Annotated in this window: 15 protein-coding genes; 5 read left to right on the top strand and 10 right to left on the bottom strand. The window is 43.1% G+C overall.

The genetic code is table 11. The features are described 5' to 3' along the window. A partial coding sequence (locus tag PV403_RS24335) for a hypothetical protein (protein WP_332086235.1) occupies positions 1-196 on the top strand: 196 nt, incomplete at its 5' end. A gap of 70 nt (positions 197-266) precedes the next feature. Here PV403_RS24335 and PV403_RS24330 read toward each other — a convergent pair. Beyond that, the gene (locus PV403_RS24330; RefSeq protein ID WP_213534859.1) at positions 267-551 is read right to left on the bottom strand and encodes a hypothetical protein; all 285 of its coding nucleotides are present in this window, start codon (positions 549-551) and stop codon (positions 267-269) included. 205 nt (positions 552-756) lie between these two features. On the opposite strand from PV403_RS24330, the gene PV403_RS24325 reads away from it, so the two are divergent. After that, positions 757-1,239: a GAF domain-containing protein gene (locus tag PV403_RS24325; RefSeq protein ID WP_332086233.1), complete on the top strand. Its 483-nt coding sequence runs from the start codon at positions 757-759 to the stop codon at positions 1,237-1,239. Positions 1,240-1,311: 72 nt separating this feature from the next. Here PV403_RS24325 and PV403_RS24320 read toward each other — a convergent pair whose 3' ends face one another. The 3 genes from PV403_RS24320 to PV403_RS24310 form a co-directional block, all read right to left on the bottom strand. After that, the gene (locus PV403_RS24320; RefSeq protein WP_332086232.1) at positions 1,312-2,055 is read right to left on the bottom strand and encodes a MerR family transcriptional regulator; all 744 of its coding nucleotides are present in this window, start codon (positions 2,053-2,055) and stop codon (positions 1,312-1,314) included. Between the two features lie 174 nt (positions 2,056-2,229). Continuing rightward, a complete protein-coding gene (locus tag PV403_RS24315; protein ID WP_332086231.1) occupies positions 2,230-3,657 on the bottom strand; it encodes an aldehyde dehydrogenase family protein in 1,428 nt (475 codons plus the stop codon). A 287-nt stretch (positions 3,658-3,944) separates the two neighbouring features. Then, on the bottom strand, positions 3,945-6,200 hold the full coding sequence (locus PV403_RS24310; RefSeq protein ID WP_332086230.1) for a heavy metal translocating P-type ATPase: 2,256 nt from the start codon (positions 6,198-6,200) through the stop codon (positions 3,945-3,947). Between the two features lie 191 nt (positions 6,201-6,391). Here PV403_RS24310 and PV403_RS24305 point away from each other — a divergent pair, with 191 nt between their 5' ends. Continuing rightward, entirely contained in the window at positions 6,392-6,766 is a 375-nt protein-coding gene (locus tag PV403_RS24305) for an ArsR/SmtB family transcription factor (RefSeq protein WP_191800219.1), read from the top strand. A gap of 69 nt (positions 6,767-6,835) precedes the next feature. Here PV403_RS24305 and PV403_RS24300 read toward each other — a convergent pair whose 3' ends face one another. After that, positions 6,836-7,978: an AI-2E family transporter gene (locus tag PV403_RS24300; RefSeq protein ID WP_332086229.1), complete on the bottom strand. Its 1,143-nt coding sequence runs from the start codon at positions 7,976-7,978 to the stop codon at positions 6,836-6,838. Positions 7,979-8,439: 461 nt separating this feature from the next. Between PV403_RS24300 and PV403_RS24295 the strand changes: the two genes are divergently transcribed. Continuing rightward, positions 8,440-9,723: an ammonium transporter gene (locus PV403_RS24295; RefSeq protein ID WP_332086227.1), complete on the top strand. Its 1,284-nt coding sequence runs from the start codon at positions 8,440-8,442 to the stop codon at positions 9,721-9,723. A gap of 882 nt (positions 9,724-10,605) precedes the next feature. Next, positions 10,606-11,091, top strand: coding sequence for a CarD family transcriptional regulator (locus tag PV403_RS24290; RefSeq protein WP_213534870.1), 486 nt, complete (start codon positions 10,606-10,608; stop codon positions 11,089-11,091). A 76-nt stretch (positions 11,092-11,167) separates the two neighbouring features. Here PV403_RS24290 and PV403_RS24285 read toward each other — a convergent pair whose 3' ends face one another. The 5 genes from PV403_RS24285 to PV403_RS24265 all read right to left on the bottom strand — a co-directional run bounded on the left by PV403_RS24285 (position 11,168) and on the right by PV403_RS24265 (position 15,875). Next, a complete protein-coding gene (locus PV403_RS24285; RefSeq protein WP_213534872.1) occupies positions 11,168-12,151 on the bottom strand; it encodes a Gfo/Idh/MocA family protein in 984 nt (327 codons plus the stop codon). Positions 12,152-12,281: 130 nt separating this feature from the next. After that, positions 12,282-12,593 carry an ArsR/SmtB family transcription factor gene (locus tag PV403_RS24280; protein ID WP_213534987.1) on the bottom strand — a complete coding sequence of 104 codons (312 nt, stop codon included), beginning with the start codon at positions 12,591-12,593 and terminating at the stop codon, positions 12,282-12,284. 105 nt (positions 12,594-12,698) lie between these two features. Then, positions 12,699-13,778: a copper resistance D family protein gene (locus PV403_RS24275; protein ID WP_332086226.1), complete on the bottom strand. Its 1,080-nt coding sequence runs from the start codon at positions 13,776-13,778 to the stop codon at positions 12,699-12,701. 2 nt (positions 13,779-13,780) lie between these two features. Beyond that, positions 13,781-14,377 (bottom strand): copper resistance CopC family protein, encoded by a 597-nt coding sequence (locus tag PV403_RS24270; RefSeq protein ID WP_213534879.1) that lies wholly within the window; start codon positions 14,375-14,377, stop codon positions 13,781-13,783. A 280-nt stretch (positions 14,378-14,657) separates the two neighbouring features. Beyond that, complete coding sequence (locus PV403_RS24265) at positions 14,658-15,875, bottom strand: multidrug effflux MFS transporter (RefSeq protein ID WP_332086224.1); 1,218 nt, start codon at positions 15,873-15,875, stop codon at positions 14,658-14,660. Between the last annotated feature and the right edge of the window lie 444 nt (positions 15,876-16,319).

Here is a 16,319-nt window from a genome sequence, read left to right as displayed (position 1 = left end):
TGATTTGAAATCATCCGAGACACCACCTGAAATTTATACTTTTATTATACAAAAAATCAGGATGCCTTTCCTCAATATTGAGGAAAGGCATCCTGATTTTAGATATTGGACTTTTTCAGTGGCCTCGCAGCATACCGAAGTCATCTCATTGCCGCTTAAACAGCAGCGCATCCTTTTTTTAAAACTGTCTACTTAATAGGGTTCAGTTCATCCATAGAGGTGCACGCGCTTTTTCTTTTTCTTATCATATGATGGATGGGAACGAACTAGACAGTTTCTGTTTCAACAACCTCTGCCGTGACCGATCCAAGCAGGGTACGAACTTCTTTAAATTCTGCAATTCCTGCTCCTGTGATACTAAATTTATCATCGTGAGAAGTCAGGAAATTTTCTTGTGTAAGTCTCTCCAGCTCTTGTTTCACTTCACGCTCACCTACTCTGTAACCTTGTGTTTCGAGTTTGGTAAGTACGCCAGTTACCGTTAAATCTTCACTTTGGGCCATGTGAAGCATGTGAATCCGGATAAATAAATTTTGTGTATCTGCAAGCATATAATAACTCCTCTCTGTGATTAAAATAGCCTACCAACATAGAATGATATCCATTGTATATTTTATAAAACTTCCTTCGTTTACTTCATCATTACCCTTGCTTACGTGAGATCAATCACATACAATTAATTAGATATAATAATGATTTTTGCTCATTATACACATGTGAAACATAATACTAGCGACTTCTGGAAGGGGATTACACATGTCATTTCAAACCACTGCCTACGAAGGAACACGGGAGGAACAATACAATACCGTCCTCAGTCAGTTAAAAGGCTTAATCTATGATGAACCTAATGCAATAGCCAATATGGCAAACGCTTCTGCTTTGCTTAATGTATTTTTAACAGATATCAACTGGGTTGGATTTTATATTTATGATGGTAAGGAACTCGTTTTGGGGCCTTTCCAAGGTCTTCCTGCTTGTATTCGTATTGGTATAGGAAGAGGCGTATGCGGAACTTCCGCTGAGCAGCGCCGCACGATACGGGTGGAGAACGTGAATGAATTCCCTGGACATATCGCTTGTGATGAAGCAACCAAAAGTGAAATTGTCGTTCCTATTGTGAAAAATGGAGAATTGTTCGGTGTACTGGATATAGACAGCCCCCATTTATCCCGTTTTGACCAAGCGGATCAGGAATTTTTGGAACAGTTCGTGGAAATTTTATCAGCACAGCTATAAGATAAATAGAGCGTTAAAAAACAGGCACCTCGAGACTGATCTCAAGGTGCCTGTTTTTTTATAGGATTACACTTACTCTAGTTCCCGATCTGCCAGCACGAGCATACTGTCGCGCATATACTCTGCCATCCCCGGATGGTAACGATTATATATCTCCCTGTACTGTATCTTGTCCACGTAAAGATCTGCCAGGCCTTTATATATCGTTGCCGTCGGAGTATAAAATTGTTTAACCCAATCTAAATGCATTCGTACCGTTCTTTGTACTTCCTCACTTGCAGGTGTGAGTCCCCTCTCCATCGCCTGTTGGAGCTGTTCATTAATCATATCCAACGTCTCCTGGGATGATAAATATTCTTCCTGCACCAGAGTAGTAGAGTTACTTAACTCCATCTCAATTTCTCTTGAGGAGCGGTTTGGCACCTTTTTTTCACTTCGTTTCTCCTCGCTGAAACCTCTAAATAAATGATCAGGTTCGACCTCCTTATGGAGTTCTAAAGACTCAATCGTTTCATCTACAGACTGAATTAACGTATGAATTCGAGAAGATTCCCTGAGTAAATGTAGACGATGATCATGCAATCTACCCAGTAGTTCCTTCGGTTCCGATTGCATTCGTTCTTTAATTTGATTAACGGTCAAAGACCGTTCCCTGTATAACATAATCTGCTGAAGCGCAAGCAAGCTATCATATCCATATATCGGTGAATGATCTAAGTCCCCGTGTGATTCGAGTAAACCTTCTTCCTCATAGGAAGTTAACGTCTCTTGATCCACTCCTGTAAAAGAGGAAAGATCATCTAGTGTATACTGCAACGCTCACACCCCCTTCCTGCTGTTTTTGATTTGTAATGATTGTTTATTCTCGGTGATTTTCTATGGGATTAAGTACATTTGAACGTACGAACTTCTCATTTTACTATATATGGTTAGTTACCCATTCTGCTCAAAATGAACCTAGTTATAAGAAAATTAACATGAAACAGCGTTCTAATTTCGATGAATAACGACAAGTTTCAGTTCAGTCATTGCATCCAGAGCATATTTGATACCTTCCCTGCCGAATCCACTTTGTTTCACACCCCCGTAAGGCATATGGTCTACACGAAAAGTAGGAATATCATTAATCATCACGCCACCCACCTCGAGTGTATCTGCTGCTTCCATCGCATCATTTATGTTTTGTGTGAAAATACCAGCTTGAAGTCCATACACGGAATCGTTCACCAGCTGGATCGCTTCTGTTATAGAGCTCACGCTATGAACTACCATGACCGGTCCAAATACCTCCTGACAGGAAACTTTTGCAGAAAGCGGAACATGGGTTAGAATGGTAGGTTTAAGCACCCGGCCTTCCACTTCTCCGCCAATCACTATTCTCGCCCCCTCTGCCTTTGCTTCCTGAATCCAGTCCCTTACTCGCTGTGTATCTTCCTCTGTAATGAGCGCTGATACATCGGTATTTGGGTCCAAAGGATCGCCTGTACGCAGCTTAGAGACTTTCTCAGCTAAAAGTTTGGTAAAAGTATCGGCAACTTCTTCATGCACATACACTCGCTGCACAGAGATACATACCTGACCTTGGTAAGAGTAAGCACCGGCTGTCACCCGATCTGCAATGGCTTCTAAATCTCCTGGTTCTTTATCAATAATGACCGCAGCATTCGAGCCAAGTTCAAGTGTCACCCCTTTTAAGCCTGCTTTCTCTCGAATTCCAGTTCCAACTTTTGGACTGCCCGTAAATGTTATATGTTTCACACGCGGGTCGGTAACCAGCATATCCCCAATCATTTTCCCATTACCGCTGACCACCTGAAGTGCACCTTTGGGCAAGCCTGCTTTTTCAAACAGTTCCGCAATCAGGTAGGCCGACAAAGGTGTCTGTCCTGCAGGTTTTAACACGATCGTATTCCCAGCTGCAATGGCAGGTCCAAGCTTATGTGCAACCAGATTCATCGGAAAATTAAATGGCGTGATCGCTCCGACCACACCGACAGGTTCTTTTACCGTGTATGCAATCCTTCCCTCACCGCCAGCTGCTGCATCCATAGGGATCGTCTCGCCCTGAATTCGTTTTGCTTCTTCTGCTGCAAAACGATACGTTTCAATCGTCCGATCCACCTCAGCCTTTGCTGCCTTGAGAGGTTTTGCAGCCTCTTTAGCGATTAGCTCGGAAGCTTCCTCTTTCCGCTCTTCTAAAAGCTCTGCAACTTTAGCAAGGATGGAAGAACGTTCGTGTGCAGGCATCTTGCGCATCACTTTATAGGCTTCCACTGCACCTTCAACTGCCTCCTCTACATCTTGTTCTGATGCAATAGCAACTTGTGCGATCGTCTCTTCACTGTAAGGTGAAAGGAGTGTTGTATAGGATTTTGCTTCTCTCCATTGTCCGTTAATATATAAATGCTGTAATAACATCTTATGACCTCCAGTCGAATTAGTAGTTAAAATGATCTATGAAAAAAAAGACTTATATAATTGTTATCTCTTATAAAGTAATATCCCGCTGACAGCAATCAAAACAATAATCACTAACATTTTTCGCCCATGTTCCTGTGTGTAGAATATGAATTATCTCATGAAATCTACGGGGGGAACCGGAATTTGGTAAATAGACAAACATAAAACGAACCGTAAAAAAAGCCTCATCCATTAAAAAGGATGAGGCTTCATTTTAAAGCGTAAATAGGTTGCTATATAACTGCTCAAGCAGGTTCTTTGTATCGCAAGATACGCATAGCGTTCAGTACAGCAAGAACAGTCACTCCCACATCAGAGAAGACAGCTTCCCACATGGTTGCTATCCCAAATGCACCGAGGATGAGGAAAATCGCCTTAACACCCAGTGCAAAGATGATATTTTGCCACACAATAGCTCGGGTCCGTTTCGCAATACGAATCGCCGTTGCGATCTTAGAAGGTTCATCCGTCATGATGACAATATCAGCAGCTTCGATCGCCGCATCCGACCCAAGACCTCCCATCGCAACACCCACATCAGCCTGAGCAAGAACAGGCGTATCATTAATGCCATCACCAACAAACATCACTTTCTCTTTCGAATCTTTTGAAGCAGTAATCCGTTCCATCTGTTCCACCTTATGCTGTGGAAGCAGTTCTGCATGCACCTCATCTACTCCAAGTTCCCTCGCAACAGATTCGGCAACGGAGCGCACGTCCCCAGTAAGCATCACTGTTTTATGGATCGAGAGGGAACGAAGATCATCCAGCGCACGGGCAGCATCTGCCTTGATTCGGTCAGAGATAACAAGATGACCTGCATACGTATCATCAACTGCCACATGAATAACTGTACCGTATGCTGCTGCATCCTCATAGGCAATTTCTTGCTGTTTCATGAGTTTCGTATTCCCTGCAAAGATGATATGATCATCCACCCTGGCCCTAATTCCATAACCTGATAATTCCTCATAATCTGTAACCCGCTCTTCTTGAAGCGCTTCTTGATATGCTTTCCGAATAGATGCCGCGATCGGATGATGGGAATGCAGTTCTGTATAAGCCGTATATTCTAATAGTTGTTGTTTGGCATCCTCTTCCGAACTAGCAGAAGCAAGAAACTTACGAGAAGGATAAATTCCGGATACTTCAAACACTCCCTCGGTAAGAGTTCCCGTTTTATCAAATACGACTGTCTTTACTTGACTCAAAGCTTCGAGATAATTCCCACCTTTCACAAGTACACCTGCTTTGGACGCCGCTCCAATGCCTCCAAAAAATCCAAGCGGAATGGAAACAACAAGTGCACAAGGACAGGAGATAACAAGAAAGATCAGCGCCCGATAGAGCCAATCTGAGAATTCAGCACCACTGATCACAAGCGGTGGGATGATGGCTAACAACAGGGCTACAATGACGACAATCGGAGTATATACCCTTGCAAATTTATTAATAAATGTCTCCGTAGGTGCTTTTTTGTTTGATGCATTTTGGACAAGATCCAGAATTTTCGATACCGTGGACTCACCGTAAGATTTGGTTACTTCTATTTTTAGAACACCATTCAGATTAACAAAACCACTCAGCATCTCACTGCCCGGCTCTGCTTCTCTAGGAAGAGACTCTCCTGTCAGCGCAGAGGTATCGAGCATAGAGGTCCCTGATATTACGATTCCATCAAGCGGTACCCGCTCTCCGGGTTTCACTATAATGACATTCCCTATTTCGACTTGTTCAGGTGAGATTTTACGAGTGCCTTGGTCTGTCTCCACGTTTGCATAGTCCGGCCGTATATTCATTAATGACTGAATGGACTTACGTGAACGGTTTACAGCAAGACTCTGAAACATCTCTCCAATCTGATAAAACAACATGACAGCGACAGCTTCCGGGTATTCCCGAATTGCAAACGCGCCCAACGTAGCAATGGACATCAGGAAGAATTCATCAAATACCTGACCTCTGGCTATATTGCGAACTGCCTGCCATAAAACATCTCCGCCAATCAGCAGATAAGCAAGCACAAACAAGGAGACCTCGGCCCAGCCACCCATCGGCAGCAGTGCTGCGAGAACAGCAAGTATCGTCCCTGCACCAAGCCGTACAGCAACTTTACGCATTTGGGCTGAACTATGATCATGACTATGTCCTTCATGCCCGTCCGCTTCGTCGTGGCTATGATCATGTCCGTGGTGATCATGGGCATCATGATTATGGACATGTTGATCTTTTTCGCCCTCTTTTTGAGGGGTTCTCTCTCCTACGACGGAAACTTTAATATGTGAATCGAGCTGCTTAATTTTACGTTTTGCTTCTGTAATGACATCTTCTTCTGTCTCATCTTCTACAGTTAGAATCATTTTACATGTTGCAAAATTAACTGTTGCAGAAGTGACTCCTTGCAGTTTACTAACCCCATTCTCAATCTTCATTGCACAGTTCGCACAGTCAAGACCATCCAAAAGCAGTTCATATTTTACTTGTTTGGTTTCATTACTCACGCTCTGTCATCTCCTCTGACTTCCCATGGAAATCGTTAAAAGTAATATATGAGCAACTGTTCATATGTTTATGGATTTATTATATGCACCTGTCAAAGATGAAGTCAATGATACTTGGAGCAAAAAATATATATTTATACACTTCCCCTTATTTTGGCTATAATAAAACAATATAAGAGGCGGTGAAACACATGGAAAATCAAAAAATAATACCGATCGAAGATTGTGATGCAACATGCTCTGGTTCGGATACATCACTAGATAACCTTAGAAACTCCTTGCTTGATAAAACAACGTCGGTACAAATGGCTGACTGGTTTAAGGCATTTAGTGATCCGACCCGCCTTCGTATTATTGATGCATTATTACAGAGAGAATTATGCGTTCATGATCTCACAGTACTTTTGGATATGGGACAATCCGCCATTTCTCATCAGCTTCGTTCCCTGCGCAACATGCGTATCGTGAAGCGGCGCAAAGAAGGAAAAACCGTATATTATTCGCTCGACGATGGACATATTGAACAAATCTTCATCCAGACTCTTCAGCATATTAAACACGAGTAACATCGGTTTACCTTCTTCAAAAATAAAAAGAAGCATTCATGCAGTTAAAGTCTGCAAGAATGCTTCTTTTTATTTTATATCCTGATCGTAGAGCCCCGAACCATCCCTGAACCAATGGAATAGATGGGTGAAGAGCACTTTGAGAACGGCATAACCGGGTACGGCCAGCAAGATCCCCACCACTCCAAACAAATTTCCTGCAGTCAGAATGACAAAGATAATGGTAATGGGATGCACTTTAAGCGATTTTCCCATAATCTGCGGGGATATGAATTTCCCTTCTATCAGTTGAACAATCGTCCAAACGGCGATCATTTTCAGCAGCATCACCGGCGAAGTAAAGGCGGCAACGAGAAGCGCAGGTGTGATCGCAATTGCCGGTCCGAGATAAGGAACAATACTCGTAAAGGCAGCAATCACAGCAAGGATGAGCGCATAATCAAGACCGATAATGACATAGCCAATATACAGCAGAACACCAATACAGAAACTCACGATAATCTGCCCGCGAATATACGAGCTGATCTGATGATTGGATTCCGAAAGAATTCGAGTTGTCCCTGGCCGCATCTTTGTTGGCAGGAAGGACAACAGATAATTAGGCAGTTTTTTGCCGTCTTTTAATAAATAGAAAAGAATAAACGGCACGGTGACAATGGTAAGCACGGTCTCTGTTAGGATTCCTAAGAAACCGCCAATTCCTGAAAAAGTGGTATCAAGAATAGTACTCGCCTGTTTAGATAAGTCCTGAATGATGCTATCCAAATCGAAATTAACAGCGCTTTGAATCTGTGTCAGGTACTGACTTCCAATAAACTGTTCAAACTGAAAGGCTACATTCTCATAATATCTTGGAAAATTAAGAATTAAGTCCTCAATCTGTTGCCGTACAACGGGAACGACCGCAAGGATTACAATCGTAATAATAGCTGCAATTAAAAGATATAAGATCAGAATCGAATATACCCTTTTTAAACCTCGGCGTTCTAATATGTCCACCAGCGGATTCAGTAAATAATACACTACACCTGTTAATAAAATCGGTATCACAATGGTCCTGAGCAAAACTTCTAAAGGCCGAAAAACGAATGAAACTTTGGTAAAGACCATAATATTGAGACCGATTAATAAGATGATCAACAAAAAAAGAACAAATTTATTATTGAGAAATAAACGCTTAAATCTGTCTGGCCAAACTCTCTCTTGTTCCATATATGCATCCCTTTCTTACGATCCAATAGCTCCTATCTATATATTAATGAAAAAAGCCCAATTTTCATACGTTTTTCTAGGCTCTTCGTTGCAAAAAAACAAAAAATTTATAAAAATCTTCTGTGTCATATACATGTTATATATTAGTGATTTAATGTAAACCCTCTCTTTTTTGAGCTTATCCATCCTAATATCTATTCAATTTCGCACAAATAATGCGTTTGTTTTAATATAGATGTAATAAAGTGCAAACAATAATACAATTAATGTGTGCACAAAATAAAATTTAGAGATTGTTATGTTAGATATATTGACAAAGTGTGATTTACCCTCTAAAATACGGTCAAAGCCTTAAAAACAAACTTTGCCATTTATGAGAATGGTCGGATATAAACCACATTCTCATATTGCAGTCAGCAGCGTGATGCAAGTCATTTTATACAAACAAGGAGTGGTTCAAGATGGAGGTCATCGGAATAAACAGTGTTTGGGTCATGCTGGGAGCCATTTTGGTATTATTCATGCAAGGCGGATTCATTCTTCTTGAAGCAGGTTCTACTCGAATGAAGAATGCCGGTCACGTTGCAGGCAAGACGATTTTTACAGTCGGTATCGTATCGATCGTGTTTTGGGCAGTGGGTTATGCTCTGATCTTTGGCGGTCAAGGGAATGCAATCATTGGTTGGGGCGATTACTTCGCATTTAATGTCACAGGCTCTTCTGCAGAAGACACCGTAGCTCCAAGCGTTATGTTCATCTTCCAACTTGCTTTTGCTGCCGTATCCATGTCCATCGCTTGGGGCGGTTTTGCCGAAAGAGCGAAATTATCCGCGTATCTCATCTTCGCTGTACTCTTCTCCGTACTTGTATATCCTGTCATTGCTCACTGGATTTGGGGCGGCGGCTGGCTCTCTGAACATGGAGACCAAGACTTTGCTGGTTCCACTGTAGTTCATCTAACAGGGGCTTGTGCAGCGTTGGCGGCAACAATCCTGTTAAAACCGCGTATTGGTAAATACAATAAAGATGGTAAGCCAAATCATATGCCCGGTCATAACCAAGTGTTTACGACACTCGGCGTGATGATTCTATGGGTAGGCTGGTTCGGATTTAATGCAGGCAGTACACTAACCGTGGAAGATGGAAGTTTCTTCGGATTTGTTGCCATCAATACACAGCTTGGTGCCGCTGCCGGTGCTGTTGCAGCTCTCCTCGTTGCTTGGGCCTTTATGGGTAAAGCTGATGTAGGTATGATGTTAAACGGCGCACTTGCAGGACTCGTTGCGATCACCGCGTCTTGTGCTTATGTAGATTCCTGGGCTGCCATTGTAATCGGTCTGATTGCCGGCATCCTCGTATTCTTCAGTATCCGCTTCTTCGAGAAAATGAGAATTGATGATCCCATCGCAGCCTTGTCTGCTCATGGTACTGCGGGAATCTGGGGTACACTGTCCACTGGTTTCTTCGCTACTCCTGAACTGGTCGATAAGCTAGGTGTAGGTAACCCGGGTCTATTCTATGGCGGCGGCTTCGGTCAGCTGGGAGTTCAGACACTTGGTGTTGTTACTTGTGCGATCTACGCCTTCGCTGTATCCTTCGCAATATTGTGGGTTATGAAGAAAACGATCGGTATCCGCGTATCCGAAGAGGAAGAGCTGGTTGGTCTTGATCTGAGTGAACACGGAACATATGGATATCCAGAGCAACTCTCCGCAGAAATCAAAAAATCGAACCTCCCCCTCTAATGAAATATCCTCCGTACCGGCTGGATGGTTCCCCAAACCGTTCAGCCGGTTTTTTGTTGTCGCATTACTTTGAACTCGGCCCTTTTGAAAGTTAGCTTGGACATCAGGGGATTTAGGTGATTCCTAGATCTCTGCGACTTTTGGCTTTGGCTGGACCATTGCTTCTGCGAATCCACTTATGTCCAGACAAAACAAGCGGAGCAGAGAGCTTGGAAACACCGCTATCCCCCTACTCCAACCGCATAACTTTGAACTCGGCCTTTTGAAAGTAAGGTTGGACTCCGGGGATCTAGGTGGTTCCTAGATCGCTGCGACTTTTGGCTTTGGCTGGACCATTGCTTCTTCGAACTCACTTATGTCCAGACAAAACAAGTGGAGCAGGGAGCTTGGAAACACCGCTATCTCCATACTCCACCGCATTACTTTGAACTCGGCCCTTTTGAAACAAAGGTTGGACTCCGGGGTTTTAGGTGATTCCTAGATCTCTGCGACTTTTGGCTTTGGCTGGACCATTACTTCTGCGAATCCACTTATGTCCAGACAAAACAAGCGGAGCAGAGAGCTTGGAAACACCGTCCTCCCCTTACTCCACCGCATTACTTTGAACTCGGCCCTTTTGAAACAAAGGTTGGACTACGGGGATTTAGGTGATTCCTAGTTCTCTGCGCTTTGGCTGGACCATTACTTCTGCGAATCCACTTATGTCCAGACAAAACAAGCGGAGCAGAGAGCTTGGAAACACCGTTATCCCCTTACTCCAACCTCACTGAAAACAGGCCGATTTCACACGTATGCTATAATAGAAGAATAACTCACGGCGAACACCCAACTAAATCAGGGTCTTTTTTTCATTTCAAGGTCTTCGGAAAGGAAGTTTTATCTATGTTTCAAGTAGGCGATTATATTTTCTACCCCATGTACGGTGCAGGTCATATTGAGGCTATGGAAGAGAAGGAATTTCTCGGGGAGAAAAAATGGTATTACCAGGTGACCATTGAGCATCCGGTAATGGAAGTCTCGTTTCCTATCCATAATGCTGAATCGCTTGGCATCCGGAATATTGCGGATGAGGAAATGCTGGAAAGCGCACGATCCGTGCTTTTGGAACAATGTTCAGAACTCCCCTCCAATCCTACGGCAAGACAGCAAAATCTGCTGAATAAACTTAAAACAGGTGAACTCAATTTGGAGCTGCAAGTCATCCGTGATTTGAGTCATCTGAGTTCAAAAAAGACACTTGGCTGGACTGACAAAAACATGCTGAACAATGCACGTAAACTTGTAATCAGCGAACTCATAACCGCTCGAAATATTTCGCCTGAAGAAGCAGCTCTTCTACTGGATAACACCCTTCATGCAGTACACTAATTATTCCTAAATAAAAAGATGCAAATAACCCGGCCGCCTTTCGTTCTGCGTACCGGGTATCTTTTTATTCTCTATTTTAGCGATCCGCAGGGTAGACAAGCCCAATCTGTCTTCGAACCGTGTCCATGATCGCCATGGTTACACTGGAATGATGATGTGAATTCACAGGTGATTCCAGCTCTCCGCTTTGTACAAGACGGATAAACTCCGCTGCCTCGTACTTCATAGCAGGTTCATTCGATACTTCCGAGATCGTCTCTGTTTCACCCTGTCGATAATGAATCTGCACTTTTCCAGGCGTACTAATATGGTCAATAACCATGCTTCCCTCTTCACCCTGAATTTCGGATGGCAGATAAGAGTTCGTTATTTTGGAGTATGTAATAACTCCTTCCATTTCTTTGTACTGCAACACGATACTTCCCTCACCATCTACACCCGAATCAAGCATCACACTGGTTGCTTTGATATTCTCAGGTTGGCCAAACAGAACGACCATCGGGTAGATGCAATAAACTCCAATATCCATCAGGGAGCCGTTAGAGAACTCCGGCTTAAAAGCATTAAGAACCTTACCTTCTTTATATGCATCATAGCGAGAGGAATACTGACAATAGTTCACATTAAATTTACGAACCGTTCCCAGCTTAGGCAGCTCTTCTTGGATTCTTGCAAACCCCGGAAGAAGTGTTGATTTCATCGCTTCCATTAGCACAACCTGATTCGCCGCAGCTGCGTCCAGCATATCCTGAAGCTGTTTACTGTTAGAAGCAATCGGTTTCTCACACAAAACATGCTTCCCATGATTCATCATGAGGATCGCTTGTTCACTATGTAATGAATTGGGGCTGGCAATGTAGACAGCATCGAGTTCTTCACTCGCAGCCATATGTTCCAAATTCGTATAAATAAATTCCGCACCGTGCTTCTCAGCAAATTCCTTAGCACGTTTCTCCGTCCGTGAATAAACAGCCGTAAGCTTGAAATCGGTGAGCGTGCTTGCCGCCTCTAGAAAACGCTCTGTAATCGTGTTTGTACCAATAATACCGAAGCGTACCATGTTACCCCTCCTCTTTGTCTCTTCTCTTTTTTTGTCATTGTATCATAAATAGGAAGAGGAGTTTTTGCTGCTCATACGTATCTTTATATCTAGGAATCTAGATAATTATAAAGAAAAAAAGCCTCCTTTCTTATAGATTTTTTTTGAGTTCATCACAAAACTGCTGAATTACCTCTTCATTTCGTCTGTAATATGTCCACTGACCAACACGTTCTGACAAGAGCAGGCCGGCCTTTTGCATCGATAATAAATAATTCGAAATAACGGATTGTGCAAGCCCTGCCTTCGCTTGAATATCTCCTACACATACTCCTTTTGTCAGATCTCCATTAGGAGGAGCATGGTACCGATCACCGAAATGTTCTTCGGGTTTTTTGAGCCATTCAAGAATATCCCGCCTTGTCTCATTCGACAACACTTTATGAATCATTATAGGTTCCATAAGCTTCATTATATATGCTCCTATCTATTTGTAAATAAAAATACCACCTTTATTCTTGAAATAAAGGCGGTATCGATAACCAATCTATCTTCCACTTGGTGCGTACTATTGTACACTTAGCATTAGGCTTCCGTAAGCCGTGAGTACAAAAACAAATCCGAGAATCAGTAACATCGCGGGGCTTGCTTTTTTGTTCGTGAATGAGATTATCATTCCCGCAAGGATAAGTAGAGCAACCCCTGCAAGAGCAGCCGCTGGGATCGTAATTCCCCAGTTCAGCGGTACACTAGCTTCAGGATGAAGCATCATGAATATGGCCGACGCATCGTTGTACTGCAGTGTTTCAGCAACCGTGTGGGCTGGTGCTTCCTGCGACATTAAGGCCGTGAACAAGAGCACAAATAGAATAAGAATGGTTTCTGCTTTGAGCCAAGGAATGACAGCAAAACCTTGATTCTGTTTCATTTTACTCCGAATCAAAAATCCATTACAGAACCCACAAATAATAATCGGAACAAACAGTAAATGTTTCATTAACAGTGCCTGCCCATACGGCAGAATCCAGGAGTTTACATATTCAGGTACCGTATAGCTCATCGTAAGCAGTCCCGATACCAGGATAAGTACGACACAACCGATCGATACTGGGGTGAACCATTTCAGAAAACGATCCCAGTGCCGGGCTTCTGCTGTAAACCACGCAACAGCAAAAAGCACTCCCGCCCATACAGCCATAGAAAGCATATGAACCGTCTGAATGACAGCTCCCTTAAATCCTCCAATAGCACCTAAGTGGCTCGCATAGCCGAATGTTGCAATGATACACAGAACAATCAGCAAAGATGGATAGAGTATCTTTTTATTCTGGAGCGCATCTTTTATCAGTAAAAAGGTAAGGAGTAATAATAAACAGAGTCCAAATACCAGGAGATATGCTTTCCCCTCTTTGAAAGAGAATAGTACGGTGGACAGTGCTTTTCCATATCCAATACCTGAACCAAAACGAATAATAATCTGGAGCAGCGGTGCAAAAGCTAAAACCATTGTCCCCGCGATACTCCATATCACCGCTTGACGCGGGATACGGAGCCCCGGTTTTGCATTACCCGGAACAAGATGAACAATCAAACTTCCCATAAGAAACGCATAACAGATATATAGCAGACCTTCGCTAAGAAAGCCCATTTTTATTTTTTCCCTTTACGTCGTAGGGCAACATAGGCAGCCGCAATAATAACAACAACGATGAGTGCAATCCAAATTCCTGCATTTCCTGTATTGCCAGCTTCTGTTTCTTGCGCATCATCTGCTACAGGTGCTGCTGTATTATTTTGTTCATCTACTGTGTCTTCGCTTGTTACAGGTGTATCCGCTCCTGTATTTTCATCCTCGACAGCAGTATTGTCCGGCTGTTCCGGCTCCACCGGTGCATCTACGGTAAATGCATATTCATTATTAATGGTATGCCCATCTTCCCCAACAATCGTCCAGTCTACCTTATAAGCTCCATTCGGCAGCGGTTCACTTAACTTCGCTGTAAGTGTATTTTCTTTGACCTCAATATTCGCTAGGTCCATTTCGTTGCCTTCTTCATTTACTACTTTAATCTCACTAAGCGGCTCAATCGGTGTTTCAAACGTAAGGACTAATTCATCCAGTGCAGAAGTCACCGTATCTCCATTTCCAGGGACAGCACTTTCTAGACCCGTATGTGCAAAAGCAGCGCCTGGCAACAGCACTAAAAACAGAACCAGCGTAAGAATTCCTTTTTTCATCATTTTCATTATCGATCCTTTCTCTTCGAGCAGTTTTATGTAACACTCACTTACGACTCAGCATAACCCAACCTTCCAGAGCAAGAGAATAGCCCAGACGGGTCATACTTTTTCTGAAAAACAGGATATACCAGATGAATTATGAACAAAAATCAACTTTCACGAGCGAAATACGCTCGATATTCTTGATCATATCACTGCACGTTCTAAAATAGTCCACTACAAAAGGCTAAACCAAAAAGAAGAAAGGATCAAGAATCCCCTCTTCTTTAATAAAATTTGAATGGTCCTATTTCCGCGAACGCGATCTGACCATGAGTATATACAGGGCAATGGCAAGCACTTCAGCAGTTGCAATCACAATCCCCATCGGTACTGCCGTATCTTCGCCGCCAATTCCGACGAGAGGAGCTACCAGTCCTCCGAATAGGAACATAAGAACACCAAGCAAAGCCGATGCACTGCCCGCAGAATTCTTCTGATTCTGCATCGCAAGTCCGAAAGTTGCGGTATTTACAATACCAACACAAGAAACCACTAGGAATAACGGGATCAAAATACCAACCAGCGGAGCATCTGCTAAGATGGCAAGAAGTAAGCTGATTCCGCCGATCCCGGCAAGGGACAAGCCTGCAATCAGCAGTCTTGTTTCTCCCACACGTCCTGCAAGTCTTCCCGCAATCTGACTCGCAATAATAATACCCGCTCCATTCATAGCAAAGATCAAGCTGTAGGTTTGAGGGCTGACTTCATAGATTTTTTGAAGAACAAAAGGCGAGCCTGATATATAGGCAAACATAGCAGCTCCTACAAATCCTTGGCAAAGAGCATAGCCCATGAACACCCGATCTTTCATGATCGTACCGAAAGCACGGAACGTCTGTTGCAGACCGCCTTGAGTACGCTGATTTTTCGATAGTGACTCAGGCAGACCAAGGATAACTCCAATCAGGGATAATACCCCGATGACGGTGAGGACTACGAATACCCCTCGCCAAGAAGTCACCGTGAGCAACTGACCACCTGCAATCGGTGCAAGGATGGGTGCCGCTCCGTTGATGAGCATAAGTAAGGAAAAGAATTTCGTGAGCTCTGTGCCCGAATACAAGTCACGAACCACGGCTCTTGAGATAACAATACCCGCTGCTCCCGCTGCTCCTTGAATAAAACGCATGACAACAAACATTTCTATAGATGGAGCAATAAAACATAAGATTGAGGAAAGTGTAAATACGCCGAGACCAATCAGCAGCGGTCCACGTCGTCCTCTCGCATCGCTGATTGGTCCTGCTACTAACTGACCAAGCGCAAGTCCCAGCATACAAGCGGTAAGACTAAGCTGGGCATAGGATGCAGTTGTGTTTAAATCATCTGCCAGAATGGTGAGTGCAGGCAGATACATATCGAGTGAGAATGGGCCGAAAGCTGACAGTGTTCCGAGTATAAATGCCAGCCAAAGCCGCTTCGCACGATCCGGTGCTTCCTGGATCGCCTGAGCTTGGGTCATGAATGTTCTCTCCTTTTTTAGATGGAAATAATAGAGCTCGTGTGTACATTAATAGTTCTTTATGTAATGTTTTTCATAATTCCCTTGTTCATTTTACAATAATTCTGGCAGTTTACAACCATCAAGACTTCTAAGTAAGAACATAGCCCTAGCGTAATCACATCACTCTCTAAGTTATTCTACTGATTAACGTTTAATTGGATAAATCATTTAGATTATAGTTAGTTTAGTCCCCTTAATTATTCACCCCATGAGATAACATATTCAGAATAATGTAAATCATAGGGTGCTAATAAAAAAGACATCCCTCATAAAAAGAGGCCACTGAAAAAGTCCAATATCTAAAATCAGGATGCCTTTCCTCAATATTGAGGAAAGGCATCCTGATTTTTTGTATAATAAAAGTATAAATTTCAGGTGGTGTCTCGGATGATTTCAAATCAA

The sequence above is a fragment of the Paenibacillus sp. GYB006 genome (assembly GCF_036577645.1).
Taxonomy (GTDB): Bacteria; Bacillota; Bacilli; order Paenibacillales; family Paenibacillaceae; genus Paenibacillus.
Note: the sequence above shows the minus strand (reverse complement) of the source record. Positions and strands in the feature narration are given on the sequence as shown.

Bases quoted from the DNA above. Each gene is read 5' to 3' on its own strand.
- PV403_RS24330 (WP_213534859.1), bottom strand. From the start codon at position 551: ATGCTTGCAGATACACAAAATTTATTTATCCGGATTCACATGCTTCAC.
- PV403_RS24325 (WP_332086233.1), top strand. From the start codon at position 757: ATGTCATTTCAAACCACTGCCTACGAAGGAACACGGGAGGAACAATAC.
- PV403_RS24315 (WP_332086231.1), bottom strand. From the start codon at position 3,657: ATGTTATTACAGCATTTATATATTAACGGACAATGGAGAGAAGCAAAA.
- PV403_RS24305 (WP_191800219.1), top strand. From the start codon at position 6,392: ATGGAAAATCAAAAAATAATACCGATCGAAGATTGTGATGCAACATGC.
- PV403_RS24300 (WP_332086229.1), bottom strand. From the start codon at position 7,978: ATGGAACAAGAGAGAGTTTGGCCAGACAGATTTAAGCGTTTATTTCTC.
- PV403_RS24295 (WP_332086227.1), top strand. From the start codon at position 8,440: ATGGAGGTCATCGGAATAAACAGTGTTTGGGTCATGCTGGGAGCCATT.
- PV403_RS24290 (WP_213534870.1), top strand. From the start codon at position 10,606: ATGTTTCAAGTAGGCGATTATATTTTCTACCCCATGTACGGTGCAGGT.
- PV403_RS24285 (WP_213534872.1), bottom strand. From the start codon at position 12,151: ATGGTACGCTTCGGTATTATTGGTACAAACACGATTACAGAGCGTTTT.
- PV403_RS24280 (WP_213534987.1), bottom strand. From the start codon at position 12,593: ATGGAACCTATAATGATTCATAAAGTGTTGTCGAATGAGACAAGGCGG.
- PV403_RS24275 (WP_332086226.1), bottom strand. From the start codon at position 13,778: ATGGGCTTTCTTAGCGAAGGTCTGCTATATATCTGTTATGCGTTTCTT.
- PV403_RS24270 (WP_213534879.1), bottom strand. From the start codon at position 14,377: ATGAAAATGATGAAAAAAGGAATTCTTACGCTGGTTCTGTTTTTAGTG.
- PV403_RS24265 (WP_332086224.1), bottom strand. From the start codon at position 15,875: ATGACCCAAGCTCAGGCGATCCAGGAAGCACCGGATCGTGCGAAGCGG.